Source organism: Nocardia sienata NBRC 100364, from assembly GCF_001613205.1.
GTDB classification, from domain to species: domain Bacteria; phylum Actinomycetota; class Actinomycetes; order Mycobacteriales; family Mycobacteriaceae; genus Nocardia; species Nocardia sienata.
Genome location: NZ_BDBX01000004.1, coordinates 285,371 through 310,270, shown reverse-complemented (window position 1 = coordinate 310,270; position 24,900 = coordinate 285,371). Strand labels below are relative to the sequence as shown.

At 69.2% G+C, this 24,900-nt stretch carries 25 protein-coding genes; 12 read left to right on the top strand and 13 right to left on the bottom strand.

The genetic code is table 11. The annotated features are described in order from the left end of the window. Positions 1-16 precede the first annotated feature (16 nt). Positions 17-937 carry an LLM class F420-dependent oxidoreductase gene (locus tag NS4_RS04445; RefSeq protein ID WP_063058164.1) on the bottom strand — a complete coding sequence of 307 codons (921 nt, stop codon included), beginning with the start codon at positions 935-937 and terminating at the stop codon, positions 17-19. Positions 938-994: 57 nt separating this feature from the next. Continuing rightward, entirely contained in the window at positions 995-1,213 is a 219-nt protein-coding gene (locus NS4_RS04440; RefSeq protein ID WP_157105881.1) for a hypothetical protein, read from the bottom strand. A gap of 302 nt (positions 1,214-1,515) precedes the next feature. Between NS4_RS04440 and NS4_RS04435 the strand changes: the two genes are divergently transcribed. Further along, entirely contained in the window at positions 1,516-3,621 is a 2,106-nt protein-coding gene (locus tag NS4_RS04435; RefSeq protein ID WP_063058402.1) for an AMP-binding protein, read from the top strand. Between the two features lie 231 nt (positions 3,622-3,852). Beyond that, positions 3,853-5,217 (top strand): metallophosphoesterase, encoded by a 1,365-nt coding sequence (locus NS4_RS04430; protein ID WP_063058162.1) that lies wholly within the window; start codon positions 3,853-3,855, stop codon positions 5,215-5,217. A gap of 118 nt (positions 5,218-5,335) precedes the next feature. On the opposite strand, the gene NS4_RS04425 is transcribed toward NS4_RS04430, so the two are convergent. Further along, positions 5,336-6,577 carry a phthiocerol/phthiodiolone dimycocerosyl transferase family protein gene (locus NS4_RS04425; RefSeq protein WP_063058161.1) on the bottom strand — a complete coding sequence of 414 codons (1,242 nt, stop codon included), beginning with the start codon at positions 6,575-6,577 and terminating at the stop codon, positions 5,336-5,338. 151 nt (positions 6,578-6,728) lie between these two features. Between NS4_RS04425 and NS4_RS04420 the strand changes: the two genes are divergently transcribed. Beyond that, entirely contained in the window at positions 6,729-7,505 is a 777-nt protein-coding gene (locus tag NS4_RS04420; protein ID WP_063058160.1) for a siderophore-interacting protein, read from the top strand. A 16-nt stretch (positions 7,506-7,521) separates the two neighbouring features. On the opposite strand, the gene NS4_RS04415 is transcribed toward NS4_RS04420, so the two are convergent. Beyond that, positions 7,522-8,298 (bottom strand): M50 family metallopeptidase, encoded by a 777-nt coding sequence (locus NS4_RS04415; protein ID WP_063058159.1) that lies wholly within the window; start codon positions 8,296-8,298, stop codon positions 7,522-7,524. 237 nt (positions 8,299-8,535) lie between these two features. On the opposite strand from NS4_RS04415, the gene NS4_RS04410 reads away from it, so the two are divergent. After that, a complete protein-coding gene (locus NS4_RS04410; protein WP_063058158.1) occupies positions 8,536-9,000 on the top strand; it encodes an RsbRD N-terminal domain-containing protein in 465 nt (154 codons plus the stop codon). 3 nt (positions 9,001-9,003) lie between these two features. On the opposite strand, the gene NS4_RS04405 is transcribed toward NS4_RS04410, so the two are convergent. Together NS4_RS04405 and NS4_RS04400 are read right to left on the bottom strand one after the other, a co-directional pair. Then, entirely contained in the window at positions 9,004-10,221 is a 1,218-nt protein-coding gene (locus NS4_RS04405; RefSeq protein WP_063058157.1) for a PucR family transcriptional regulator, read from the bottom strand. 165 nt (positions 10,222-10,386) lie between these two features. Further along, positions 10,387-10,911, bottom strand: a complete 525-nt coding sequence (locus tag NS4_RS04400) for a DUF3558 family protein (protein WP_063058156.1) — start codon at positions 10,909-10,911, stop codon at positions 10,387-10,389. Between the two features lie 225 nt (positions 10,912-11,136). Between NS4_RS04400 and NS4_RS04395 the strand changes: the two genes are divergently transcribed. Next, entirely contained in the window at positions 11,137-12,576 is a 1,440-nt protein-coding gene (locus NS4_RS04395; protein WP_063058155.1) for an MDR family MFS transporter, read from the top strand. Here the strand turns inward: NS4_RS04395 and NS4_RS04390 are convergent. The 4 genes from NS4_RS04390 to NS4_RS04375 form a co-directional block, all read right to left on the bottom strand. Then, on the bottom strand, positions 12,560-13,543 hold the full coding sequence (locus tag NS4_RS04390) for a hypothetical protein (RefSeq protein WP_063058154.1): 984 nt from the start codon (positions 13,541-13,543) through the stop codon (positions 12,560-12,562). The genes NS4_RS04395 and NS4_RS04390 overlap by 17 nt on opposite strands. 257 nt (positions 13,544-13,800) lie before the next feature. Further along, positions 13,801-14,352: a DUF8020 domain-containing protein gene (locus NS4_RS04385; RefSeq protein ID WP_063058401.1), complete on the bottom strand. Its 552-nt coding sequence runs from the start codon at positions 14,350-14,352 to the stop codon at positions 13,801-13,803. A gap of 259 nt (positions 14,353-14,611) precedes the next feature. After that, the gene (locus NS4_RS04380; RefSeq protein ID WP_063058153.1) at positions 14,612-16,414 is read right to left on the bottom strand and encodes a hydroxysqualene dehydroxylase; all 1,803 of its coding nucleotides are present in this window, start codon (positions 16,412-16,414) and stop codon (positions 14,612-14,614) included. Positions 16,415-16,427: 13 nt separating this feature from the next. Then, positions 16,428-17,813 carry an NAD(P)/FAD-dependent oxidoreductase gene (locus NS4_RS04375; protein WP_084486695.1) on the bottom strand — a complete coding sequence of 462 codons (1,386 nt, stop codon included), beginning with the start codon at positions 17,811-17,813 and terminating at the stop codon, positions 16,428-16,430. A 268-nt stretch (positions 17,814-18,081) separates the two neighbouring features. Between NS4_RS04375 and NS4_RS04370 the strand changes: the two genes are divergently transcribed. Continuing rightward, on the top strand, positions 18,082-18,747 hold the full coding sequence (locus NS4_RS04370) for a TetR/AcrR family transcriptional regulator (protein WP_063058152.1): 666 nt from the start codon (positions 18,082-18,084) through the stop codon (positions 18,745-18,747). On the opposite strand, the gene NS4_RS04365 is transcribed toward NS4_RS04370, so the two are convergent. After that, positions 18,702-19,334: a TetR/AcrR family transcriptional regulator gene (locus NS4_RS04365; RefSeq protein WP_084486692.1), complete on the bottom strand. Its 633-nt coding sequence runs from the start codon at positions 19,332-19,334 to the stop codon at positions 18,702-18,704. The genes NS4_RS04370 and NS4_RS04365 overlap by 46 nt on opposite strands. A 91-nt stretch (positions 19,335-19,425) precedes the next feature. Between NS4_RS04365 and NS4_RS04360 the strand changes: the two genes are divergently transcribed. The 6 genes from NS4_RS04360 (at position 19,426) to NS4_RS04335 (ending at position 23,502) form a co-directional block, all read left to right on the top strand. After that, positions 19,426-19,893 carry a DUF4334 domain-containing protein gene (locus NS4_RS04360; protein ID WP_063058151.1) on the top strand — a complete coding sequence of 156 codons (468 nt, stop codon included), beginning with the start codon at positions 19,426-19,428 and terminating at the stop codon, positions 19,891-19,893. Between the two features lie 2 nt (positions 19,894-19,895). Then, positions 19,896-20,984: an NAD(P)-dependent alcohol dehydrogenase gene (locus NS4_RS04355; protein ID WP_063058150.1), complete on the top strand. Its 1,089-nt coding sequence runs from the start codon at positions 19,896-19,898 to the stop codon at positions 20,982-20,984. Positions 20,985-21,140: 156 nt separating this feature from the next. Then, complete coding sequence (locus NS4_RS04350; protein ID WP_063058149.1) at positions 21,141-21,392, top strand: acyl carrier protein; 252 nt, start codon at positions 21,141-21,143, stop codon at positions 21,390-21,392. Positions 21,393-21,909: 517 nt separating this feature from the next. Beyond that, complete coding sequence (locus tag NS4_RS04345) at positions 21,910-22,221, top strand: hypothetical protein (protein WP_063058148.1); 312 nt, start codon at positions 21,910-21,912, stop codon at positions 22,219-22,221. A 125-nt stretch (positions 22,222-22,346) separates the two neighbouring features. Further along, the gene (locus NS4_RS04340; RefSeq protein WP_063058147.1) at positions 22,347-22,808 is read left to right on the top strand and encodes a hypothetical protein; all 462 of its coding nucleotides are present in this window, start codon (positions 22,347-22,349) and stop codon (positions 22,806-22,808) included. Between the two features lie 82 nt (positions 22,809-22,890). Next, positions 22,891-23,502 (top strand): DUF305 domain-containing protein, encoded by a 612-nt coding sequence (locus NS4_RS04335; protein WP_063058146.1) that lies wholly within the window; start codon positions 22,891-22,893, stop codon positions 23,500-23,502. Between the two features lie 322 nt (positions 23,503-23,824). On the opposite strand, the gene NS4_RS04330 is transcribed toward NS4_RS04335, so the two are convergent. Both NS4_RS04330 and NS4_RS04325 read right to left on the bottom strand, forming a co-directional pair. Further along, complete coding sequence (locus NS4_RS04330; RefSeq protein WP_063058145.1) at positions 23,825-24,376, bottom strand: TetR/AcrR family transcriptional regulator; 552 nt, start codon at positions 24,374-24,376, stop codon at positions 23,825-23,827. Continuing rightward, entirely contained in the window at positions 24,373-24,696 is a 324-nt protein-coding gene (locus NS4_RS04325) for a DMT family transporter (RefSeq protein WP_084486844.1), read from the bottom strand. Before NS4_RS04325 ends, NS4_RS04330 begins: the two co-directional genes overlap by 4 nt. Positions 24,697-24,900: the final 204 nt, after the last annotated feature.

Here is a 24,900-nt window from a genome sequence, read left to right as displayed (position 1 = left end):
CGTCCGCCCACCGGATTCACAACTGTGCGGCGACTTCGTCGGCGATGAGCGCTAGATGGTCGAGGTCGGCGAGGTCCAGGATCTGCAGGTAGATCCGCTGGGTGCCGATCTCACGGTAACGCCCGATCTTGTCGACCACTTCCGCGGGGGACCCGGCCAGTCCGTTGGCCCGTAGTTCGTCCACCTCGCGGCCGATCGCTTCGGCGCGGCGCGCGATCTCGGCTTCGCCGGTTCCCACGCAGGCGACCAGTGCGTTGGAGTACACCATGCTGTCGGCCGCCCGGCCACCCTCGGCGACCGCGGTGCGCACCCGGTCGAACTGGGCGGCGCTGTCGTCCACCGAGACGAACGGGGCATTGAACTCGGTCGCGTACCGCGCGGCCAACCGCGGGGTGCGTTTCGGTCCCTGGCCGCCGATGATCACCGGTACCGGCTGCTGCACCGGTTTCGGCAGGGCGGGGGATTTCACGAGCTCGTAGTACTTACCGGTGAAGTCGAAGGTGTCACCGAGCCGGGTCTCCCAGAGCCCGGTGATCACGGCCAGCTGTTCTTCGAAGCGTCCGAACTTGTCGTCGGGGAAAGGGATCCCGTACGCGGTGTGCTCGTCGGCGAACCAGCCGGTGCCGAGACCGAGTTCCACCCGTCCGCCCGACATCTGATCGACCTGGGCCACCTGGATCGCCAGCGGACCCGGCAGTCGGAAGGTGGCGGCGGTGACCAGGGTGCCGAGGCGGATCCGGCTGGTCTCCCGGGCCAGGCCGGCCAGGGTGATCCAGGCGTCGGTGGGGCCGGGCAGGCCGTCGACCGAGCCCATGTGCAAATAGTGATCGGAACGGAAGAATGCCCCGAAGCCGAGGTCCTCGGCGGCGCGGGCCACGCTCAGCAGTGTCGGGTAGTCGGCGCCCTGCTGTGGTTCGGTGAAGATTCGCAGTTCCATAGGCCTCATCGTGCCGCACGGGTCCGCCGGCGGCCGCGGGTGGCATACCCCGGTGGGTCAGGCGGCCGGACCGGTCATCCGGGTGGGCGATACCCGATCGGACCAGCCGCAGGGTAGCGAGCAGCTGGCGATGACATGGGTCTCGATTTCGCCGTTGTCGAATACGCGCCTGGTGGATTCGGCGCGGGCCGGATACCCGCACGACGCGCATTTGCCGAAATAGTCGAGGATCTCGTCGATTTGGGTGATGGCCACCCGGCGTCGGGTCTGGTGCATCGTGGTCCTCCGGATCGCATTCGAGTGGTATGCGGCCGAATGTAGTTCGCGCACAACAGCGGTACGGGCAGAGTGAGCGGTCGCTGGGAGTTTTCACACCGGGGCGGTCGGTGGGCTTGGACAACCTCCAACGGCCGGTTCGGCAGCTGTGGTGAACGCCGGGCAAACGGCTTCGTGACCTTTCACAGACCGTTGCTACTCACTGGTAACAACGGTGGCACCGAGTTATTGTGAGAGACATTATAGATGGGTTACCCCGCCGACCCAGTTGTTCGTTGCGGGCCGACGAGAAGTTGCGGGAGTTGGTTACCGACGTCATCGACCTGGTCGCGGAGATCCCCGCAGCGCGTGCCGCTGTCTGGGAGCTGCTCCTCGACCCGCAGACCTATCCGCGGGTATTCACCGGCATCGGCGCCTGCTCCAGGCTGGACCTGCCCGGTGCGGAGCCGGTGTTCGAATTCCGGCTCGGCACGCCCGAGGCCGGGATCCGGGTGCTGCGCGTGCGCGTGGTCACCGGCCGGTGGTACGAGAGCCTGGAATTGCACGCACCGGAGATCGGCAGTTTCGCGGCGCTGCGGATGTACGGAGAAGGTGACCGCAGCACCGTATCGATCACCTTCTTCGCGCCGGGGCGGGTGCATCGGCACCTCACCGCGCTGTCGAATTCGGCGATCCAGGACTGGACCGCCGAAGGCCTGCGCCGGATCGCCGATATATTGCGCGGCGCGCGTACGTCCACGGTGGTCAACGGCGAGGGCTCGCTGGTCCGCCGCCAGCTCGAGGTGCTGCGTCAGGTCACCGTCAGCGGTGTGGTGCGCACCCGGCCCAATGCGGTGATGAAACAGTTGTTGTCACTGAACAAATGGGGTTTCAACATGGCGGGGGGCTATGCGGCCGGCGCAGCGTACGCCCCGGCCCGGCTCGCCGTGATCGACGATCAGGGGTCCCGCACCTTCGCCGAGTTGGACCGGCGCAGCACCGCCCTGGCCGGTGCGATGGCGGCCGTCGGACTGGGTGCCGGTGACGCGATCGGACTGTTGTCCCGCAATCACGCCGGCATGGTCGAAACGATGGTGGCCGCCGGCAAACTCGGTGTGGATGTCGCCCTGCTCAATGCCGGCCTTTCCGCGCGCACCATCGAACAGATCGTGCAGCGGCACCGGCTCTCGGCCCTGTTCGTCGACGGCGACCTCGAACAACTGGTGCAGTATCTGCACGACGACCTGCCCCGGTACAACACCGATCTGCGGCCGCCGTTCCCCGGTCGGTACACCCTCGAGGATTTGATCGAGATGGGGGAGACGGAGTTTCGCCAACCCGCCAATCCCGGCCGCCTGATCGTGCTCACCTCCGGTACCAGCGGAATCCCGAAGGGCGCGCGCCGGCCGCATCCCAAGGGGTTCGGCACCATCGCCGCGCTGCTGTCGCGGATCCCGATGGAGATGGAATCGACGATGCTCATCCCGGCGCCGCTGTTCCACACCTGGGGGCTGGCCGGGTTGCAGCTCAGTACCGCGCTGCGGTGCACGGTGGTGCTGCCGGAACGTTTCGATGCCGAGGACTGCCTGCGCGCGGTCGCCGAACACCGGGTGGCCACTGTGATCGTGGTACCCACCATGGTGAATCGCATCCTGGATCTGCCTGCGGAGGTACGCGCCCGCTACGACACCTCCAGCCTGCGCCAGGTGATCAGTTGCGGGGCGCCGCTGGCCGGGGCCACGGTGCTGCGGTTCATGGATACCTACGGCGATATCCTCTACAACGTCTACGGCTCCACCGAGGTCTCCTGGGCGACCATCGCCACCCCTGCCGATCTACGCTTCGCGCCCACCACCGCCGGGCGGCCGCCGCTGGGCACCCGCGTATCGGTACTCGGACCCGACCACAAACCGGTGCCGATCGGCGCCACCGGGCATATCTTCGTCGGTAACCACATGCTGTTCGACGGCTATGTCAATTCCGCGCCGCCCGATGAGGCATACGGCATGCTCGACACCGGCGACCTCGGATACTTCGACGTCAACGGCCGGTTGTTCATCGCCGGCCGGGACGACGAGATGATCATCTCCGGGGGCGAGAACGTCTTCCCGCGGCCGGTGGAGGAGGCCCTGGCGCATCTGCCCCAGGTCAGCGAGGTCGCCGTGGTGGGTGTCCCGGACCCCGAATTCGGTCAGCGACTCGCGGCGTTCGTGGTGAAGCACGAAGGGGCCGGATTGGATTCGGATATGGTGCGCACCTATATCCGGCATCGGCTGAGCCGGTTCTCGGTGCCCCGGGACGTGACCTTCATGTCGGCGCTGCCACGCGGAGAAACGGGAAAGATCTTGAAATGGCTGCTCGCCGGACGGCAGGACGGGGAGCTGCCACCGTCCGGTCTCGGCGGGCTGGGGGTCACCGGATCGGTGTGATGCCGACCATGCCTGCCGTGGGCGGCGCCGGCGCGGCGACGCGAATGCCGGTGTGATGCCGGACGTCCCGATAGCCACGGTTACATGGAGTTATTCAGAGTTGCCGGATCGGTATCGCGGGTGCGCGTGCCCCCATTCGGTGCGGTAACGGGTGCGGGGGGCACGGTGGGCCGGGCGGCGAGGGGTAGATTCATCAGCCGCACAATCAATCGGTCGGGAGAGGCATCCTCGGTGGTAGTAGTTTCCGTGCTCACCGGACTGGCCGTGGCGTGGTTGATCGCCGGGCTGCACTGGTACCTGTGGCGGCGGCTCGTTCGCGACACCACGCGGGACGGATCTCGCTGGCGGATACCCGGCGGTATCGTCCTGGGGGCCGGCGCGATCGCGATGTGCGGTGCTTTCGGCGTGATGTTCGCCGAGGTGGATCGAGCAGAATGGCGCTGGCTGACCTGGCCCGGGTTCCTGTGGGCGGCGCTGTTCCTCTATCTGCTGCTCGGTGTGCTGGCCGGGGAGGTCGTCCGGCCGCTGCTGCTGCGGGGCCTGGTCCGGCGCGACGCCGGCACCGCCGCACCGGCCGGTGGGGGCGAAATGCCCACCACCGCGGACGCGGCGCCCGGAGCCGTCGAAGCGGGAGTGACACCGCAGCCGGTCGGCGCCACGGTGGGCGAATCGCACGGTACGAGCACCCTCCGGCCCGGTCCGGCCCCCACCGGAATGGAATCCGGAGCCGCGGTATCCGGCCAGGCGCCGCCACCGGGATCGCGTCCCTTGTCGCGACGTCTGCTCGTCTCCCGGTTGGCCGCCGCCGCCACTGTGATCGCGGCCGGTGCGATCGTGGGGACCGGTACCTACGGGGTGATGAACGGGCCGGTGGTTCGACGGGTCACAGTACCGCTGGCGAAACTGCCCGCACAGGCTCACGGCCTGAGGATCGCCCTGGTCAGCGATCTTCATCTGGGTCCGGCGCTGGGCCGCGCATTCTGCGAACGGGTGGTGCGCACGGTGAACGACACGCGTCCGGATCTCATCGCGGTCGTCGGCGATCTCGCCGACGGCACGGTGGAGGATTTGCGGTCCGAAACCGAACCGCTGGCCGGTCTGACCGCCCCCTTGGGCACCTATTACGTACCGGGCAACCACGAATATTTCGCCGACGCCGACGCGTGGCTCGCCCGAGCCGGTGAACTGGGGATGAAGGTGCTGCTCAACGATCGGGTGTCGCTGCCGGACTTCGATCTCGCCGGGGTCGACGATCCGAGGGGAACCAGTATCGGCCGGGGGCCCGATTTCGCAGCGGCCCTCGACGGCCGGGACACCGGTCGAGCCTGTGTGCTGCTGGCCCACCAGCCGGTCGTGGTCCACGAGTCCGTGGCATACGGGGTCGACCTGCAATTGTCCGGGCACACCCACGGGGGCCAGCTGTGGCCGGGAAATCTGATCGCGCGTCTGCCCAACCCGACCGTGGCGGGACTGGAACTGTACGGGGCGACCGCGCTGTATGTGACGCGTGGCGCCGGTGCCTGGGGTCCGCCGGTGCGGGTGGCGGCTCCGTCGGACATCACAGTGCTCGAGCTGGCCTCGCTCCAGGGAGTCTGAACCGCCCGGTGCCGATTTCCCGGTCTGTCCGTGCCGTGGGAGGTGCTCGAGCTCGCGGTCTCGCGCCGGTGATCGCTCGGCAGCGACGCCTCGGGACGATCGCACCGGCTCGAAAGGGTCACAGGCGGGTGAGCAGATTCTCCAGCTGTGCGATCCGGGGTGTCTGCACCGGAGTGAACTCGGGGGGATGGTGGATTTCGACGCTGAGACGGTCGTCGTAGGTGGTGATGATGCTGGTGCCGCCGCCGGCCTGCGGGGGGCGGCGTCCGGTCGGATCGTGTTTGGCGATCATGGTGGTACGGAAGTCGTGGATGCGGAGCGTAGGCACCGACAGCCGGGGTAATCGACCCCAGTTCGTGGTCATCACCGTGTCGAACGGGTTGGCCGGCGGGGCGGCCAGGGTGTCGGGGAGCTGGAGCGGGGTCTGCTGGATGTAGCCGGAGGCGAGGTCGGTGCGTAACGCGTCGAAAACTCCGCGGGCCAGGGCCGGGAGGGTGGCCTCGGTGCCGGGAACGGGCCGGTAGGTGGCGAAGCCCAGCACATTTGTTCCCTCGGTCGGGGCGATGGGGGGCCGGACCCGACGCCGCAGATCCACCGAGTACGAACACAGCAGTTCGTCGACCGGTAGCTGCCGGGCCTCGGATTCGGTGAGCAGCAGGGCTGCTGCCACCAGACTGTGTACCGTGACCCCCTCCCGGTGCCCGTACGCGACGAGCGCGGCGGTCTGCTCGCGGCTCAACCGGCAGCGGGTAGTGAGCAAGGGCGGATAAGGGTGTTCGTTCGCGTTCAGCGCAGCCGCCGGCGGCAGCGGCGGTGCCGCCCGCGGCGGCTCGGTACCCCCGGGAACGGCCCGGCGCACGACTCCGCGGCCGGTGAGCAGGTCCTCCACCGGTATCGGTTGCCTGGTGGGCGGGAGTGTGGGAACCCGCCCGGCCGCGGCGGCCACATAGCAGTGCCACAACTGCTCGAGCAGGTGCAGGGCATGGGTGGCGTCGGCAATGCTGTGGTGCACCAGCAATGTAACGCTCGCGCTATCGCCCGACCGCACCACGTGCAGCGTGCCCAGGGCTCGCCGCTGATCCGGTTCGGCGCCGGTGAGTAGCTGTTCCGGATCGCCGTCGGCGACGGTCAGCACGATCTCGGGCGGGCCGGAGGTGACCAGGGTGTGCCCGACCGGCTCGGTGGGCGCGAGCTGCGCTCCGAGGATCGGATGGGCCGTGACCAGGACCTCGAAAGCGGCGGCCAGGGCGCTGAGGTCGATCCGCCCGGACATTCGGGCGCAGTATCCGACGAAGACCTCGCTGAATGCGAAGATCTGTTCGCTGGGCGCCAGCGGGCGGATGACAGTTGCCGCGGTCATGATCGGTGCCTTCGTCCGGAAGTTTGTGTGAGGTTAACCCAAAAACGGTTCCTTGCCGGATATTTCGGTCAGGACGAGACGGACGCTACAAAACCGCCCGAGCCGGGCTGGTACGTTCGCTTAGGTAAGCCTAATTATCGAAGGAGGCCGGATGGCCAGAAAGCGCACGACCATGACCGTCGCCCGGACGGAATGGCTCGGCCCACATATCGTGCGGGTGTATCTTGGTGATCCCGGATTCGACGATTTCGACGCGAGCGAGTTCACCGACGCGTATGTGAAACTGCTGTTCGACCGCCCCGACGGCGAAGTGATGCGTACGTACACGGTCCGTTCGGTGGACACCGCGGCCCGCGAGATCGCCATCGACTTCGTGGTGCACGGCGACGAGGGCATCGCGGGTCCTTGGGCTGCCGCGGTACAGCCCGGTGAGCAGGTCACATTCTTCGGCCCCGGTGGGGCCTACGCCCCCCGCGCGGACGCCGACTGGCATCTGCTCGCCGGTGACGAGGCTGCGCTGCCCGCCATCTCCGCCGCCGTGGAAGCGCTGCCCGAGGGGGCGCCCGCGAAGGTGTTCATCGAGGTCGCGGACCCGGCAGACGAGATACCCCTCACCTCCAAGGCGCTGGTGGACGTCACCTGGGTACACCGCGGCGGCGCCGCGCACGAGGTCGGCGACGACCGCGCCGGTGATAACGCGCCTCTGATCGGCGCGGTCCGGGCGGCGCCGTGGCTGCCGGGCCGGGTACAGGTCTTCATCCACGGCGAGGCGCAGGCCGTGATGCACAATCTGCGCCCCTACATCCGCAAGGAACGCGGTGTCTCCGCGCAGTTCGCCTCCATCTCCGGGTACTGGCGCCGCGGCCGGACCGAGGAGAGCTTCCGGGTCTGGAAGAAGGAACTCGCCGAGGCCGAGAGCGCCGGCTGAGCGCGGCCCGGCGGAATCAGTTCGCCGGGCACTCCGCGCCGTTGGGGACCGGCAGGCAGATTCCCGCGGTCGCCGACAGCAGCAGGCCCGCTCCCGCCACGAGCGCGCCGAGGGCGACGGCCAGGAAGACGATCACCCAGAACAGGCCCGGGAGCCGGGTGAGCCGGGCCAGTTGGTCGGCATCGGTGGTGCCGTCGCGCATCCGGGAGCGGGTGCGCTGCAGTTCCAGTACCGGGCGGCTGCCGGCCAGCAACAGCAGCCAGGTCGCCAGGTAGGCGAAGCCGGCCTGCAGCGTATCGGAACCGAACCACGACACCGCGAAAACCAGTGCGCCGGTGGTGACCACGGAGACGACGCCGTATACGTTCCGGATCATCACGAGCATCACGGCCAGCGCGGCGATCGCGGTCCACAGCATAAGGGTGATGCGCCCGGCGCCCAGCAGCGCGGCGAATCCGAGTCCCACCAGGGGAGGAGCCGGGTAGCCGGCGAGTGCGGTCAGGATCATACCGAGCCCGTAGGGTTTTCCACTGGACACCGTGAGTCCCGAGGTGTCCGAATGCAGGGTGATGGCATTGAGCCGGCGTCCGCTCAGCAGCGCCACCAGCGCGTGTCCGCCCTCGTGCGCGATGGTGACCACATTGCGGGTGATCCGCCAGAGTGGGCCGTAGGCCACCAGGACCAGCGCCGCCACGGCGGTGGCGAGTACCAGCCACGAGGGCGGCGCCGCCTGGGTCGTCGTGAGCCGCTCCGCGATGGAACTGCTGCGGTCTATCAGATCACCGGTATCCACCGCCGCACCTTAACCGGGGAACGCGGCGGGGCGCGCGTCGTGGGCCGGGCCCGGTGCTCGGTCGGTGCCGGTGGGCGGCGGCACGAAACCGAAGTATCTGTTGATGGGACGTCTCACTATCTTTGCCGACCCGAGTTCCGAGGTGGACCGAAGTCCGGGCGATGTGTCGGCCGGAGAAAGGTGGGTAACTGTACGTTTGTCCATATCGGTTGCCGGTCACTGGTGGAGGGAGCACGTATGTGCACGGGTGAGCAGTACGACCGCGAGCCGGAGGAGCCCGGGCACATATTCGAGGTGCCGGAGCCGGCGGAGCTGATACGGATCTGGTCGGCCGACGGCGCTCGCCCGGTGGCACGCGAACGGCCCGGATCGGACTTCGAGACAGCTTTCCGGGTGGGGCTGGGCATGGCGCTGGCGCTGCTCGACGATTCGGATCCGTCCGGACGTCGGATACTGGCCCGGCTCGAGCTGGCCGCCGCGCGGTGGGCGCGCGAGGAGGTGCCGCTCGAGATCATTCAGCACGCTCTGCACGAAGGGGTGAAAAGTGGTCTGGGTCTGCGTAGTTCGGCAGCGCGCCAGACCTTGGACACCGCGGCCGACAGCGTGGACGGATGTTTCGTGGTCGATGTGCTCGATACGCTGACCGCGGCGGTGTCGCGCGCCTATGTCGCGCAGGTACGCAGCGGTCAGGAGCCGGCGTAAAGGTCAGCTCGCCCGGTAGCTGCGCGCGACCAGCGCGGACCGCAGATACCACAGACCCGACGGCTGCGTGGGATCGAAGCCGGTGAGCTGGGCGACCCGTTTGAGCCGGTAGTCGATGGTGTTGGTGTGGATGTGCATGAGGCGCGCGGTGCGCTGCCGGTTCAGGTTGTTGCTGATGTGGCGCTGCAGGGTCTCCAGCAGTTCCGGATGATCGTCGAGCGGATCCAGCAGCGATCCCAGGTATTCGCGGCCGGGACCGGGCCGGGTCAGCTGGTATTCCAGCGCCATATCGTCGAACCGGTACAGTCCGGGCACACAGTCGAGCCGCTGGACCATATCCAGCAGTTCGTGGGCCTGATCCGCCGCCGAGGGCACCTCCGCCGTGGGCGCCTCCACCACCGCGGCGCTGACCGGCACCTGGGCCGCCCGCGACAGTTGCGCGACCAGCTCGTCGAGTTGCTCGCCGGTCAGGATCTCGGCGGGCAGCAGGACGGTGCCTCCGTCGACGCTCAGCAGCGACAGCGCCGAATCCCCGCAGCGCGTAGCCAGTTCGGCCTGGACACGGCGCAGTTTGCGCCGCGCGACCACCTTGCCGTCCAGTGCCGGGATCGCTTCGTCCGGGTGGGCCGGAATGGCCATCGCCAGCACGGTGTAGGCGGGAGCGATCTCGATCCCGCATTCGCGGGCCATGGTGGAGGTGCTGTGCCCGCCCAGTAGCGCCGAGGTCAGGGTGTGCACTGCGGTGTGGTGTTCGCTCACCACCGACCGCAGTTCGCGGACGTAGGCCATGGAGATACAGACGGTCATCTTGTCCAGCATCTCGACGACCAGCTTGGCGCCGTCGACCAGTGCCGAATAGTCGGTGACGGTCGCATGGGACACCACCAGGTCCAGGCCGAGCCGGAAACCTTCGTGCACGGCATGGTGGATGGTGTCGATCGGGACGCCTTCGCGCGCCCAGCCGGCGGCGGCGTTCTCCAGCCGCCGCGTCTTCTCCGGAATGTCCTTACCGTCCAGCATGCTGACGGCAAGTTCGAGGCAGGTCCGGGTGATGGTGGTGACATCGCCGTGGATGGCATCTCCCGGCAGCGTGCCACAGGGGACCACGTTCTCCACGAAATGGCCCACCATGTGGCGGGACAATTTGCGCACATCCTGTAGTGGCGCGGACATGGGCTGGCCGGATAGCGTCAGCTTGGTTCTGGTCGTGTCGACGGTCATGCTGCTGACTCCTTCTACCCCTGGGTGGCGAGACTGCGGCTCCACAGTAATGATCATGGGTCGTACTCCGGGCGGCTTTACGAACTCGACTGGACGACCGCGCAGGCACCAACCTTCCTGCTTGTGACCGGTCACAGTGGTGCGAGTTATGGTCGAACCCGCTGCTCAAGCGGGAAACGCGGGCGCAAGGGCGCTTGCCGCGCGCTCGGCTCGGATACAGGCGTTCTCGGCCGCGCCCGGGGCGTTGTCGACCCGCACCCGCACCACGCCGCCGTCGGTGGTGGGCAGGGCGACGGTGCACGTCGTCGCGTTATCGGAGGGCCCGGTGTGCAGTAGCCGGCCGGTGCGGTCCGCGAGGGTCACCTCGGTGCGGGTGTCGCCGTCACCGGCGACTTCGTCCGGCGAACCGACGGCGGAGAACAGCACGCGCAGCGCAGCCCGCTCGCTGCTCCATCCGCAGCCCGCCCAGCCCGGTTCGGTGGCCACGTCGCGCCGGATCGAGCCGGGCGCGAACCCCGATTCGGTGAGCAGACCCGCGGGGAGAGCGCACGGATCCCAGATCGCCGCGGGGTCGGTGGGTTCTGCCGCGCCGCCACAGCCGGCGCTCAGAATCGCGATGGCGGCGACGGGCCCACCGAACAGGATGCGAGCGGAAACGCCGGGGCGGAGCGAACGTAGCGGTGCACTCATGGCGCGGATGCTATCCACCGAACCCGTTGCGCCACAGCTACTCTGTGCGGGCTCACAGCGGCTCGGGAACCAGCGTTGCGCCGCTGCACAAAAGCGCGCTCAGTGGGGGCCGATGAGCACGATCGTCCCATCATGTGGAAATCCGGCGGCACTCGCGGCGGTGTGGGGAATACGGTGGCCCGGCGGCCGTGTTGACGTGTCCGGTCCGGAGAAAGAGGTGCGGCAGTGGTGGCGGAGACGGTGCGAACCGAAGTGGGGCTCCGCTCCGAGCGCGGCCCGATCCTCGGATCGCTCATGCTGGCCACCGGTCTGATCGCACTCGATTCCACCATCATCGCGACCGCGGTGCTCACCATTACCGAGAGCCTGGGCGGTTTCGCCCAGTTCCCGTGGTTGTTCTCCGTCTATCTGCTTGCCCAGGCCGTTACGGTGCCGGTGTACGGCAAGATCGCCGATACGGTGGGCCGTAAACCCGTGCTCCTGTTCGGCATCGCCGTCTTCGCTGTCGGCTCGCTGCTGTGCGGGCTCGCGGGCAGCATGCTGTGGCTGATCGTGTTCCGGGCCGTACAGGGTATCGGGGCGGGGGCCATCCAGCCGATGACCATGACCATCGCCGGTGATCTGTACACCCTGGCCGAACGTGCGAAGGTACAGGGATATCTCGCGGGTGTCTGGGCCTTTTCCTCGGTCTCGGGACCGCTGCTGGGTGGCGTCTTCGCCGAATACGTCGGCTGGCGGTGGATTTTCCTGGTCAATCTGCCACTGTCGGCGTGGGCCGGGTGGATGTTGCTGCGCCACTTCACCGAAACCCCGGCCCGGCACCGCCGGAAGGTGGACTACGCCGGTGCGCTGCTGCTGACCTCCGGTGCGGGTGCGCTCATCCTCGGCTTGCTCGAAGGCGGTCGCGCCTGGGCATGGGACGCGCCGATCAGTATCGCGATCTTCGCCGGCGGTGCCGCGGTGCTGGTGTTGTTCGTCCTCGTCGAACGCCGGGCCGCCGATCCGGTACTGCCGCTGTGGCTTTTCACCCGGCGGGTCGTGGTCGCCAGTTCGGCGATCTCCGCGCTGGTGGGGGCGCTGCTGCTCGGTCTCACGTCCTATGTGCCGACCTTCACCCAGGGCGTCCTGGGCGCCGGGGCGGTGGTGGGCGGGCTGACGGTCGGCGCGCTGACGCTGGGCTGGCCGATCTCGGCATCCCAATCCGGCCGGGTGTATCTGCGGATCGGCTTCCGCCGCACCGCGCTCATCGGCGGCGTCACGGCCACGGTCGGCGCTGTCTGCACCCTGTTCATCGGGCCCGCGGCGTCCATCGCGCAGGTCGCCGCCACCTGTTTCGTCATCGGTCTCGGCATGGGGCTGGTGGCCAGTCCGACCTTGATCGCCGCCCAGACCAGCGCCACCTGGGGGGAACGTGGCGTGGTGACCTCGGCCAATATGTTCGCCCGTTCCATCGGCAGTGCCGTGGGTGTGGCGGTATTCGGCGCACTGGTGAATTCACGGGTGGGCGATGCCGGCACCCCCTCGCCGGCGGCGCTGGCCGAGGGGGTGCACCTGGTGTTCGTGGCCGTGGCCGTGATGGCCGTGGCCATTGTGGTCGCCTCCGCGCTGATGCCCGGCCGCGCGGAAGCGGCCGAGCATCGGCGAACCGTCACTCCCGGGCGGTGAGCACCTCCACTCGCTCCCCGGCATCGAATTCGATCACCTGGTGGACCCGGGAATCGCCGACCGGCCCGAGATCGGCGACGACGACCTCACCGCGCTGAGCGATCGATTCGACGAGGGCCTCCTGGGGATTACCGTCCGATCCGGCGATCAGGATGCGGTCCCCGACCGCGAGCGCGTCGGCGCGGACCCCGCTGTCGATCAGGCGCGGTGTGAAAACGCCGCAGTAGGTACGGCCGCCGGAGTCCCCGACTCCGCGCTGGGCGATCGTCCACCAGACCGGGGTGGTGCTGTCACCCGCGGTCCTGCGGTGCCAGCGCAGGACCCGATCCCGGCCCGCTTCGGCGGCGGCTCGGCTTTCGTGCACCGAGACATGCCGGCGCACGGGTGCGCTGCGCGGTTTCACGGTGCCCGCGGCACCGTCGACCACCAGGATCCAGGTGGCGGACAGTTCCTGATCACGTGCCGCGTTGACGCGTTTGGCCAGCGCCTGGCCCGGCGTCGCGCCGAGCCGATCGGCGACCTCGGCGAGATTCTCGGCGAGCCCCAGCGCGCGGAGGAAGGCGGCCACTTCGATTTCGGCGGTATCGAGCCGCTGGGCGAGGACCGGCATGGGTGTGCGGTCACGCCAGGCGCCGCGCGCGATGTGCTCGTGTTCGGTGAGCCAGAGCGCGGACGGGCCGTGCCGATGATGATCCAGCACGACAGCCCACCAATCCCACTGCGGATCGGCCGCCATCCGATCCTGGATCCAGCCGGCCCGATCGTTCGCGCGTACCTTCTCCTCCGGCGGAACGAAGTTGCGCAGTGCCGCCTGTACGGCCGACGGCGTCCGGCCGAGTTCCGCGGCGATCTCGGGCAACCCCTTACCCGCCCGCAGTTCCGCGGCGATGGCCCGGTATTCCGATTCGCGCCACGACGTCCCGTGCTGACGCGGCGGCAGCAATCGTTCCTGTCCGATTTCACTCATCACAGAACCCCCGGTTCCGAAGCGCCGGAGGGGCTTGTGGTGCGGCTGGTCCGCCGGCCGCATATTACCCCTCCGACTGTGTCCTACCTGCATGATTCTACGTGGGGGGTCCGACAGAAAACGGCCTCGCGGCACCTGTGCGGGCCGGGGCCGTACGGAGAATATCTGTTCCGGCGCAATGATTTCGGAGCGCCGCGGCCGGGCGGCGAGCCCGGCCCGGCCCACCGGTCCCGGTGGGCCGCAGCCGAGTTCGTCGATCAGGGGGTGGAGTAGCCGATCAGCGCGCCGACCCCCGCGCCGATCGGAATGGTGATCAAGGCGCCCACTCCGCCCAGGAAGAAGCCGAGTACGGCACCGATTCCACCACCGATCAGGGCGCCGATTCCGGCATTGTGCAGTTTGCGGGACTCGGTGTCCGGGTCGGCCACGAGCTGGGCCACGTGCTGCCCCGCCGGTGTGGACGCATCCGGTGTCAGGGTGAGGGTACGGCCGTCGGCCGAGATGGCCGATGCCAGCGGCGCGGTCTGCCCGGCGGCCGCGACGTCCAGCGGCAACGTGGTGAGCACCCGGCCGGCCGGGTCCGACAGGGTGACGGCCGCGCCGTCGGCGGTGAGCGCGAAGCTGCCGGCGTCGAGAGTCGTGACGATCGCGGTGCCCGCCTCGTTCGGCGCCACGACATAGCCGATGCCCTGCTCGGCGCCGCGCACGGCGACCTCGGCGGCCACGGGCTGGGCCTGCGCCGTACCGGCGGCGACGCCGAGGGCGCCGATCGAGACCAGCGCGGTGGCGGCGAATTGCTTGATTCTCATGGTGTTCCCCACTTGTTCTGCCGGCGCCGCAGCGCCGACGGTCCCCAAGAAGCCGGATCTCGGCTCGGAACCCATTCTCACGGAACAAGATCGGGCCGACAATGCTTTCCGCGAATCGGTCCGGCGATGAATTCCGGCGCGCCACGGAATATCCGGCCGTCGCAGCGGCGTGCCAGAGGAATCCCGGTGGTGGCGGTTTCGCTTTCCGGACAGTGCGCGCGGGCGGCACGACGCCGCTGTGCCACCCGCGCGCCTCCCGCTAGACGTCGAGGATATGGGGGAGTCCGGCCCGGAACCGGTCCGCGTCGACCTTTTTCGCCGCCTCGAACGCGGGCAGGGCGACCAGCGGGAACACCGGTGCGTGCGGCGCGGGATCATCCGCCGCGTCGATGATCGCATTGGCCGCCGACCGGCCGGATTCATTGGCGCTCTCCATGGTCGCCAGATCGATATTGCTGCGCACATGGTCCCCGCCGAAGAACAGATTCGGGATGGCACAGTGCGCGGTCGGCCGGTGATCGTAGGAACCGACGGTATTGACCAGCAGCGGGGTTTCGTTATGGGTGGTGCCGCCGGACCAGCTGATTCCCGGATCGAGGTGCCAGGAGTGGATATCTTCGTCGCGCAGCCAGCCGGTGCCGGTGTTGAGCCACAGCTTCAGCTGCGCCCAGACTTCGTTCGCGATTTCCTGCGCGCTGCACTGTTTCGCGGGCCGGTGATGGAGAATTCCCGGGGTATCCCAATCGGAGATATCCACCGAGAAGCATTCGGCGACCGAACCGTCGCCGTATCGGTCGGCGAAATTCCCGACCCACATCGGGGCCTGTCGCAACGCGGTCAGGGCCCACGGTGATCCCAGCGCCGCGATATGGCCCTCCGGAATATCGGTGGGGCGGCGCAGATAGAACTGGATACCCACCATCCAATCCGTGAGCAGTTCGCGCATACCGGCCAGCCGGGGGTCGGCCGACAGAATCGGATCGTCGAGCAGTCCGACGGTCTTCTCTACCGGCATGGCGCAGACGTAATGGTCGGCGATTACGGAATTCGCGGCACCGCTGCCGTCGGTGACGGTGACCGACTCGATCCGGCCGTTCCCGTAGTGCAACCGGCTCGCGCGCCACCCCATGACGAACTGCACGCCGCGGCTGCGCAGATAGGTCACCCACGGATCGATCCAGGCCGCATTGGTCGGGCGGTTCAGGATCCGGTCCACACCGCCGGAGAATTCGGGGACGAGGCCGGTTCCCGCCAGGACCAGAGCTTCGCCGATGGTGCCTATGGTGCGCGCCGAACTCAGGTGCGGTTTCGCCGCGACGGTGATCCGGGTGAGCGCGTTGACCAGATAGGAACGGTAGGCCGGGGATTTGCCGTCGGCGCGCATGATCTGTTCCCACGTCAGATATTCCCACTGCCCGAACCGGCGTTCGGTGCTGGAAGTGAACCACATGAGCATCTGTTTGGCGAAGAAGGCCAATTCGTGGGGCGGCAGTTCCGGAATGAAACCGAACGCGCCGATAATGCTGTTCTGCAGACGTTCCGGAGTGAGCTGATCGAGCGCACCCACTTCCACCGGGGCGAAGATCGGCGGTCTGTCGCGGAACCCCGCCACCGTCCCCTCCACGCGGATCAGGTTGTCGAGCACGCCGTTCGGATTACCGGGAAACGGGATGCGCCGCATGGTGTCGGGGATGTGCTGGTAACAGCCGGGAAAGAATCGGAAGCCGTGTTCGCCGGGTAGGTCCGCCCGCCCGCCGGCGCCGGTGCCGGGGACCGGCATACTGCGGGCCTTGCCGCCGAGGAAGGCGGGTTCGTAGACGGTCACCCGGAACCCGCGCTCGGCGAGTTCGTGCGCGGCGGACAGACCGGCCATCCCACCGCCGAACACGGCGACCTCTTTTCCGCCGGTGCGTAGACCCGGGGTCCGGTGGCGAGGGGCGGCGGCTCGCGCGGTACCACTCGCCGCCGATCCCGCCGCGAGGATCGCGGCGCCGGCGAGGGCACCGCGCAGGGCGGTGCGGCGGTCGATCGAGGCTGACTTCTTCGGCAGCTGATCCGACATGGTGAACTCCTGGTCAAGCGGTGGCGGTACCGGGGGAGAACGGGGGCACGGCAGGCGGGGTTCCGCGCAGGGTGGTGCACGAGGTGCGGAATTCGCCGGCGGCGGACCGGATCTCGTGCGCGATATCGGCCAGCACCGGCATCGGGTCGCCGCGGTGGTGCCACAGCGCGCCGGCGGTGAGTCGCGCCATACGGGCCGGGGTGTAGAGCTCGGCGGGACGGCGGGTTCGGGAGAAGACGCCGGTGGTGATGGTGGCCAGGGCCCGGTCGCCGGTCGCGGTGCGGTACAGCTCGATTTCGAGCGGGCTCATCGCGGTGCCGCGGGCCAGCCGGTTGGTCCAGTGGTAGATCTCGCGGCATTCGCGTACCCGCCGCCGCTCCCACGCGGCGACGGCGCGGTCCAGCCGGACGGGGTCGTCGATTACCGGTGCGACGGTTTCGGCAAGCAGGCGTCCGTAGTGGAGGGCATCGCGGATGCCCTGGGCGGTGACCGGATCCTTGAAATGACCGGAGTCACCGGGGAGTGCCCAGCCCGGCCCGCTGGAACGGCGGAAATAGGAGGCGATATCGGTGGCCGACCGGACCCGCCCCACCTTCTCGCAGTCGCGCAGCCGCTCCCGTAGTGCCGGAATACGGTCGAGTGCGGCGGCATAACGTTGTTCGGCGTCGCCGGGGCGCAGCGGGCCCGCTTCGGCCGGCGGCTGGACCAGGCTCAGCAGCAGACCGTCGTCGCAGGGGAAGGCGGTGCCGAGGTCGGCGCCCGCCCGCCACTGCGCGGCGATATCGCGCCGGTCGCCGGAAGGGTCGCGCCAGTAGGCGAAGTAGCAGTCGCGCCCGCTGGGGACGGATTCGTACGGAGTCAGGGCCCCGGCCAGTTTCGCCACGGTGCTGCGGCGGCCGTCGGCGCCGACCACCAGTGCGGCGCGGATCTCGACGAGCCGGCCGCCGGGGTCGGTGTAGCGCACACCGGCACACCGCCCACCGTCCCAGACGAGTTCGGTCACGCGGCATTTCTCGCGGATCTCGGCCCCGGCCGCGCGGGCGGTGCGTACCAGGGCGTGATCGAGGCCGGTGCGGCGTACACACAGGGTGTAGTCGATCCCGTCGACCTGCGGGAACTCGCTGACGATCGCATATCCCGCCGCGGCGGCGTAGGCCCGGGTGAGGCGCGGCGCGCCCAGTTCCTCGACGGCCTCGAGCGCGCCCAGCCGGGACAGTTCGGCGACTCCGGCCGGCCACAGCAGATGGGTGGACAGCGTATCGGAGGGAAAGCGTGCGCTGTCCAGGACGACGACCCGGCGGCCCGCCCGGGCGAGGGTGGCCGCGGTGGCCGAACCCGCACACCGGGCGCCGACGACCACGGTATCGGCTTGCTCGACCGCGCTGGGGGAGTCGGCCATGGGAACCGTCCTCGGTCATCGAGTCTCGGACACTATGTCCGATTGATGGTGCGGTGCGCCGTCGCGATTGTCAACTGTCCGAGCCGCACTGTCTCGCACAGTTTTCCGTAGGTTGCGACGGATCGCCGCGGCCGTCTCGGGAACTGTGCCGTACCCCGAGGGTGCGATGATGAGAACCGGCCCGCGGGTACGAAGGCGGGCACAATGTCCCCATGGACCTTGCGAGCCGATATCCCCTGCACCGCGCGATCGACCCGGCGGGCGCCGGATGCCCTCGCTGACCCGCGCTCCGCGGTCGGCCCGGAAATCGGACGAGGATCGCCGGGCCGAGTTCGAACAGCGGGTGCTGCGGGCGGTCGAGGATCTGCTGGCCGACGGCACCCCGTTCACCGAGATCGCGGTACAGAGGATCGCCGCCGCCGCGCAGATGGCGCGCTCCACCTTCTACCGGTATTTCCCCGACAAGAGCCAGCTGTTGATCCGGACCGCCGACCTGGCCACGGCCGATCTGTTCGAGGCCGCCGAACGGTGGTGGGGCGCCGAGCACGCCGACCGGGAAGCGGGGGTGCGGCGGGCGATGAGCGCGATGATCGCCGGATTCCGCCGCCACCGCTACCTGCTGTTGGCGCTGAGCGAGGTGGCGGCCTACGACCGGGATGTGGGCGCCTACTGGCGGGCGCGGGTGGCCACCTTCGTCGGCCTGGTCCGCGTCCGGCTGGAAGCCGATCGTGCGGCCGGCCGGGTCGCGCCCGAACTGGAACCCGCGGCGACCGCGCTGGTGCTGGCCGCCATGGTGGAGCGCTCCATCACCACCGCGTTCGCGGCGCGGACCGGGATCAGTGACGCGCAGCTGGCGGCCGCGCTGGGCCGGTCCATCTGGCTGGTGGTCTACGGGGACGCCCCCGCCGGTGGTGGCCCGGCCGCGACAGTTTGATCGTGGTCGGCGCGACGGTCCGGTAGTTCGGCCGGCTGCCGCCCGGCCAGACGCTGCGCGGCGAGCACCACGGCCGAGCGTTGGGCGCCGATTCGCGCGGGTGGCCCGGCGCTCGCGTGCACGGCGGTGCTGCGGGCCAATTCGGTGAGCATGCGCAGGAGCGTGGGTGCCGCGATATCGGCGCTGATCAGGCCCTCCCGCTGGCCGCGGCGGATCTCGGCGAGTTTGGGATCGACGGTGCGACGCAGCACCTGGTCGATCCGCTCGTCGGCGGGTTCCAGCTCGGCCCAGGCCTGGAGCCGGGCATTTTCCGGGTGCGCCAGGAAGTGATCGAAGAGGCGTCCCACATAGCCGGGGAGATCGTCGGCGCGTAATGCGGTCTCGGCCGTGGTCTGCCGGGTCCATTGCTCGGTGACCGCGGCATAGAGTTCCGATTTGCCGGGGAAATAGGCGTAGAGGCGGTCCTTGCTGGCATTCGCGGCCGCGGCGATGCGATTGATCCGGGCGCCTGCCGTGCCGTATTCGGCGAATTCCGCTTTGGCGGCAGCGAGAATCCGGTCCCGGGTTGCCTGGCCTGCCGCGCGCATACCTCGAATCCTATCTTGCCGAACCAGATGGTTCGGAACTATCGTCGTTGCCGAACCAGATGGTTCGCCGAATCCAGTCGATGGGACAGATATGAGCGCGGAGAAACCACGGTGGCAGCAACTGCGGGAGCTGACCGAGGGCGTTTCGGTGGCGGAGCTCGACGATCTGTGGGGGCGGTTGCGGCCCGCCCGCGCCGAGGAAATCCTCGGCCAGTGGCGCGGTGACGCCTTCCAGACCGGCCATCCGCTGTGCCGGGCACTGCCCAAGAGCCGCTGGTACGGCAAGACCTTCCATTCGCTCGACGACGCCAAACCGCTCATCTGCCGTGCCGAGGACGGCACTCTCTTCTCCAACGTGGAACTCGGCCAGGGCGAGGCGACCCTGTGGAACATCGAATTCCGCGGTGAGGTGACCGCCACCATGGTCTACGACGGCCGCGCCGTATTCGACCACTTCAAATGGCTCGACGACACCACGCTGATGGGCATCATGAACGGCCGCCCGGAGCTGGTGCTCGCCGACGGCCAGTTCTTCTACTTCCTGCTGGAACGGGCGTAGCGATGCAGACGACCGCGGTCCTGTCCCGCGATCCGGCGGCACCGTTCTCGGTGGAGACGGTGGATCTCGACGAGCCCCGCGACGACGAGATCCTGGTGCGTATCGTCGCCGCCGGTATCTGTCACACCGACCTGGTCAACCGGGCCGTGGGCAAACCGGACCGGCCGGTCCTGCTCGGCCACGAAGGCGCCGGGATCGTCGAATCGGTCGGGCCGGCGGTGACCTCGGTGGCGCCGGGCGACCATGTGGTCCTCACCTTCCGGCACTGCGGCGCCTGCCCGAACTGCGCGGCGGGCCGACCGGCCTACTGCCGGAATTCCACCGCGCTCAACCATTTCGGCCGCCGGCCGGACCGCAGCCCGCGGATCACGGTCGCGGGCCGGCCGGTACGGGACGGTTTCTTCGGTCAATCCAGTTTCGCCGGGTACGCGCTGGCCACCGCGGACAATACGATCGTCGTCGACCCGGCGGCCGACCTGGCCGTCGCCGCCTCGTTCGGCTGCGGCTTCCAGACCGGCGCGGGCGCGGTGCTGAACGCGTTGCGGCCGGAATCGGGGGCCTGGCTGGCGATCTACGGCGCCGGTGCGGTGGGGTCGGCGGCGCTGCTGGCCGCCCGCACGGTGGCCGGGGTCCGGACGGTCGTGGTGGAAACGGCGGCGGCCCGCCGGGAACTCGCCCGGGAACTGGGTGCCGACGAGGTGCTGGATCCGGCCGCGGCCGATACGGTCGCCGCCATCGGTGAACTCACCGGCGGCGGTGCGACGCACGCCCTGGACACCACCGGGTCGCCGAAGGTGCTGGCCGACGCGTTCGCGGCGCTGGGCACCGGCGCCACCGTGGTCGCGGTCGGGTTGGGCGCGGGGGTCCCGCAGATCGATGTGCGCGATCTGGTGTTGAGCGGCAAAACGGTGCGCGGCTGCCTCGAAGGCGACGCCGAACCGGCCACCTTCATCCCGCACCTGCTCGATCTGCACACCCGCGGGCTGCTCCCGGTGGACCGGCTGGTGACCCGCTTCCCCTACACCGAGATCGGCAAGGCTCTCGCCGCCCAGCATGCGGGCGCGGTGATCAAACCGGTGCTCATCTGGTAGTCACCCGTCCGTGTTCGGTGTCCGGACATCTCCACGACCAAAACCGTTCGGACACCGAACATCCCGATGTCGTATCCGGAGTCCATGCTGCGGAGACAGGACAGCGGCGCCGTTCGCTCGGCGTGCCGGTGGCGGACAGTGGAAAGGTCGATCGCGATGCCCGATAACGTGCCGATCCGGGACTATGTCGCGGAATTCCTGCACACACATTGCGCTCTGGACTTCGACGAGATCCCGCCCGAGGCGACGCTGGACGATCTCGACGTGGATTCGCTGACGGTCCTGTCGATCATCGTGCTGGTCGAGAAGGAGTACGGGCTCGAGCTGCCCGAGCGGCAGGTCGCCGCCGCCCGCACCTTCGGCGATCTCATGGGACTGCTCGGTGTGCGGACGGCCGCCCGGCCCTGATCCGGGTCCTTCCGCCCCGGCGCAGGATGATTGCCGCGGGCCGTGACCCGACAGGACGGCGATACCCGCGTAGGCCGCCGACCGGATCGCCGCCACGGTCGGCGACCGTGCCGCGGCGCACGGTGCCGAGTAGCTGGTTCTACCGCCGGTGGCGATCGCGCTGTACTTCGTGTTCGGGTGAGTACGGCTCCGCCGCGCCCCCGTCCGGCGGAGCGCTCCGGCATCGGGAGAGCGCGCCGGACGGCGGGCGTGTCGAGGCCGTGTTGTGACACTTCGGTGACAGGCGGGGAGCGGCCCGGCCGATCCGCGGAATCGGATGCCGATCGATAGCGGGGAACTCCAGAATGCGCGTGTCGCGCATACGACACGCCGCCGCTCACCGGCCCGACCAGAAAAAATCGGTGAGTCTCACCCCATTGTGCTCCGATTTGCGCTTCAATAACCGGTCGGGTTCGGCTTTACGGAATCGGCATTCGCCGCCACCGCATCTACCGGCATCCGAGAGGGGCACGACCAGATGAGCACGATCCTCACCGCACTGCACGACGGTCTTCCGGCACTGCACGACCACTACGCCGTACTCGCCCAGCTGGGCGATCCCAGCCCGGAAGCGCCCCCGCTGTCGGACAAGGTCGTCCAGATGACCAGGTACCTCACCTGGTTCGTCCTGTTGTCCGGTGTCACCTCGATAGTCTTCGGCGGCAGCAGGCTCGCCTGGGAGAAATGGAACGGCGGTCCGCTGACGGCGCCGAAGCAGATCGCGGGCGCCATGGCCGGCGGCGCGGTGGCGACCAGCGCGGGAACGATCATGAACGCGATCATGGGCTAGCGCCCGCCGAGTTCCGCCGTCCGGGCGAGGGTTCCTCGGACGCATCGGCGGCTCCGTCGAGGAGCGCGGTGCGGTGAGAGCGAGCGGTGGGGGCCCGCCCGGCGGCGCGGTGTTAGATTCGGGCTGTGTACTCCGGTCTCGCGGGCACGTTGGTGCGCTGGTTGCTACCGGTCGTGCTGGCGGTGGCTGTTTCGGGTATGCACCACCTGCCCGCCCGAGCCGGCGGTGTGACGCACCATCCGGTGCCCGGCTCCCATGCGCTCGTTTCGGCGTCGCCCGCCCCGGATCCAGGGCGGGCGCGGCCGGAGCCGGCGCGGTCCTGCTGTCCGGCGCCGTCCGGGGTGCTCGCGCAGGCGCCGCGCGACGACGCCCCGGCGGATCACGACGCGGGCCACGATCTGCTGCATCTGTGCCTGGCCGTCCTGGTGGCGGCGCTGGCCTCGGTACTGATCTTCGACGCGCTGCGGCGGTACCTGTTCGCGGGGGAACCGATGCGCGCGGTCGCGCTACGGCCGCGCGCCGTGGCCCGGCCGCCGCCTGTTCCGATATCGCAGCGCCTGGCAGTCCTGGGCGTGTTGCGGCTGTGATCGACGCCCGCCGGACCCGGTTTCTCCGAGTCGCGGCGCTGCTTCGACGCACGCAACACACCCGAACTCTCAGGAGCAACCAATGATCGGAAAACCACACACCGGGACCGCGCTCGCCATTCTCGCCACCGCGGTCGTCCTGGCCGGATGCGGCAACGGTGACGACAGCACCGCCCCGGCGACCTCGGCGCCGGTCGTCACCGGTACAACGACCGAGCAGGTGGCCGGTGACCACAACCAGGCAGATATCCGTTTCGCCGAGGAGATGATCCCGCATCATCGCCAAGCCGTGGAGATGGCCGCGCTGGTGCCGTCCCGTTCGAGCGATCCGGCGGTGATCGATCTGGCCGCGCGTATCCAGCAGGCGCAGGACCCGGAGATCACCACCATGACCGGGTGGCTGCGGGACTGGGGCGTCGCGGTACCCGAAGGCAGTGGGCACGGCGGAATGGAGCACGGAAGTATGCCGGGCATGATGACCCACGAGCAGATGGTGCAGCTCGAGGCGGCCCGGGGTCCGGAATTCGACCGGATGTGGCTGACCATGATGATCGCCCACCACGAGGGCGCGGTCCAGATGGCCGGTACCGAACTGGCCGAGGGTGCCTACCCCGACGCCAAGGCGCTGGCGCAGCAGATCATCGATGCCCAGCAGGCCGAGATCCGGCAGATGCAGGCACTGCTGAACGGCTGATTCCGGGCGGTCCGGCGGGTGCGTCCACGCGCGCGCCGGACCCTCGGTCCCACGGGGACTCACGGCGCCCCTGGCGAGCACGCCGGGCAGCGTGACCGGAGGGCGGCCGTTCGGGGCGGATGCTGCCGGCGGCTGGACTCGTTGTTGCCGCCGCGCTGTGTGCCGAGCCGTCGGCTATACCGTGTGCGTCGCGCTCCCAGGGCGTCACCGGTCCACGGCGCCCCCGACGCCGTACGGAACTGCGGACTGTACGGAACTGCGAGCTGCGGAACCTCGAGTCGTACGCAACGTGCGCTGTACGGAACCCCGAGCCGCGCGCGGATCAGTGAGCGGTCTCCGGGGAGAGTCCGGTGAGTGCGGCGATCGGCGCGGTGAGCGCGGCGGCATCCACGGCCGCTTCGGCCGTCAGCGCGTGTAGCAGAGCGCCGTCGAGGTAGATCGCGACGGCACGAGCGGCGACGAGCCCGGTATGGGGGGTGAGGATATCGACGAGGCCGTCGAACCAGACCCGCGCCAGCGGACGTAGTTCGGGGAGCCGGGCCGCGGCGAGGTAGAGCTCGTTCACAGTGAGCAGCTGCTCGGGCCGGGCCAGATAGTCCGCGGTGAGCGCGGCCAGGGTCGCGGGCAGGTCTTCGCTGCCGTCGAGCGCCGCCGACCAACCCCGGAGTGCCTCGCGGGTGGCCGCCGCGGTATCCGCGAGCGCGGCCTCGGTGAGGTCGGCCAGATCGGCGAAGTAGTAGGTCGTCGAGCCGACCGGCACCCCCGCCTCCGCGGCGACCAGGCGGTGGGTGAGGCCGGCGATCCCGTGTACCGGTATCAGGGCACGGGCGGCGTCGAGGATGCGCTGGCGGCGATGCGGGTCGCGGGGGGTCAATGGGCGCCCGCGAGATTGAGGGTGACCACTCCGGCGACTACCAGGGCGACCCCGGCGATCTTGGCGGCACTGAGCGATTCACCGAGGAACAGCGCACCGATGATGACGATCAGGGTGGTGCCCAGGCCGGACCACACCGCGTAGGCGAAGCCCACGTTCATCCCGCGCGCAATGGCCTGGGCGAGCAGGACGAAGGCGAGCGCGTAGGCGGACAGCGAGGCGACCGTGGGCCACAGCCTGGTGAAGCCCTCCGTGGCCTTGAGCAGGCTGGTGCCCACGAGTTCCGCGACGATGGCCGCCCCGAGCAGTGCCAGCGACATGACCGATCCCTCCATTTGTGTACGTTTGTACATGGACAAAGGTACACAAATGCCGAGTTCGATGGATCGGTAGTTGTTTCGGCCACCCGCGGCCGCCCACGCCGGCTGGCCGGGTCTCGCCGGGCCGGGTCTCGCCGGGCCGGGTCTCGCCGGTGGCGAGCTCACGCCATCGTCCTGGCCGCGCCGGAGCGGCCGGACCACACT

What these genes read in the sequence shown, in the direction of transcription:
- NS4_RS04405 (WP_063058157.1), bottom strand. Translation starts at nt 10,221, where the DNA reads ATGACCGTCGACACGACCAGAACCAAGCTGACGCTATCCGGCCAGCCC.
- NS4_RS04355 (WP_063058150.1), top strand. Translation starts at nt 19,896, where the DNA reads ATGCAGACGACCGCGGTCCTGTCCCGCGATCCGGCGGCACCGTTCTCG.
- NS4_RS04325 (WP_084486844.1), bottom strand. Translation starts at nt 24,696, where the DNA reads ATGTCGCTGGCACTGCTCGGGGCGGCCATCGTCGCGGAACTCGTGGGC.
- NS4_RS04400 (WP_063058156.1), bottom strand. Translation starts at nt 10,911, where the DNA reads ATGAGTGCACCGCTACGTTCGCTCCGCCCCGGCGTTTCCGCTCGCATC.
- NS4_RS04410 (WP_063058158.1), top strand. Translation starts at nt 8,536, where the DNA reads ATGTGCACGGGTGAGCAGTACGACCGCGAGCCGGAGGAGCCCGGGCAC.
- NS4_RS04350 (WP_063058149.1), top strand. Translation starts at nt 21,141, where the DNA reads ATGCCCGATAACGTGCCGATCCGGGACTATGTCGCGGAATTCCTGCAC.
- NS4_RS04345 (WP_063058148.1), top strand. Translation starts at nt 21,910, where the DNA reads ATGAGCACGATCCTCACCGCACTGCACGACGGTCTTCCGGCACTGCAC.
- NS4_RS04360 (WP_063058151.1), top strand. Translation starts at nt 19,426, where the DNA reads ATGAGCGCGGAGAAACCACGGTGGCAGCAACTGCGGGAGCTGACCGAG.
- NS4_RS04425 (WP_063058161.1), bottom strand. Translation starts at nt 6,577, where the DNA reads ATGACCGCGGCAACTGTCATCCGCCCGCTGGCGCCCAGCGAACAGATC.
- NS4_RS04445 (WP_063058164.1), bottom strand. Translation starts at nt 937, where the DNA reads ATGGAACTGCGAATCTTCACCGAACCACAGCAGGGCGCCGACTACCCG.
- NS4_RS04380 (WP_063058153.1), bottom strand. Translation starts at nt 16,414, where the DNA reads ATGTCGGATCAGCTGCCGAAGAAGTCAGCCTCGATCGACCGCCGCACC.
- NS4_RS04390 (WP_063058154.1), bottom strand. Translation starts at nt 13,543, where the DNA reads ATGAGTGAAATCGGACAGGAACGATTGCTGCCGCCGCGTCAGCACGGG.
- NS4_RS04440 (WP_157105881.1), bottom strand. Translation starts at nt 1,213, where the DNA reads ATGCACCAGACCCGACGCCGGGTGGCCATCACCCAAATCGACGAGATC.
- NS4_RS04375 (WP_084486695.1), bottom strand. Translation starts at nt 17,813, where the DNA reads ATGGCCGACTCCCCCAGCGCGGTCGAGCAAGCCGATACCGTGGTCGTC.
- NS4_RS04365 (WP_084486692.1), bottom strand. Translation starts at nt 19,334, where the DNA reads ATGCGCGCGGCAGGCCAGGCAACCCGGGACCGGATTCTCGCTGCCGCC.
- NS4_RS04420 (WP_063058160.1), top strand. Translation starts at nt 6,729, where the DNA reads ATGGCCAGAAAGCGCACGACCATGACCGTCGCCCGGACGGAATGGCTC.
- NS4_RS04385 (WP_063058401.1), bottom strand. Translation starts at nt 14,352, where the DNA reads ATGAGAATCAAGCAATTCGCCGCCACCGCGCTGGTCTCGATCGGCGCC.
- NS4_RS04370 (WP_063058152.1), top strand. Translation starts at nt 18,082, where the DNA reads ATGCCCTCGCTGACCCGCGCTCCGCGGTCGGCCCGGAAATCGGACGAG.
- NS4_RS04335 (WP_063058146.1), top strand. Translation starts at nt 22,891, where the DNA reads ATGATCGGAAAACCACACACCGGGACCGCGCTCGCCATTCTCGCCACC.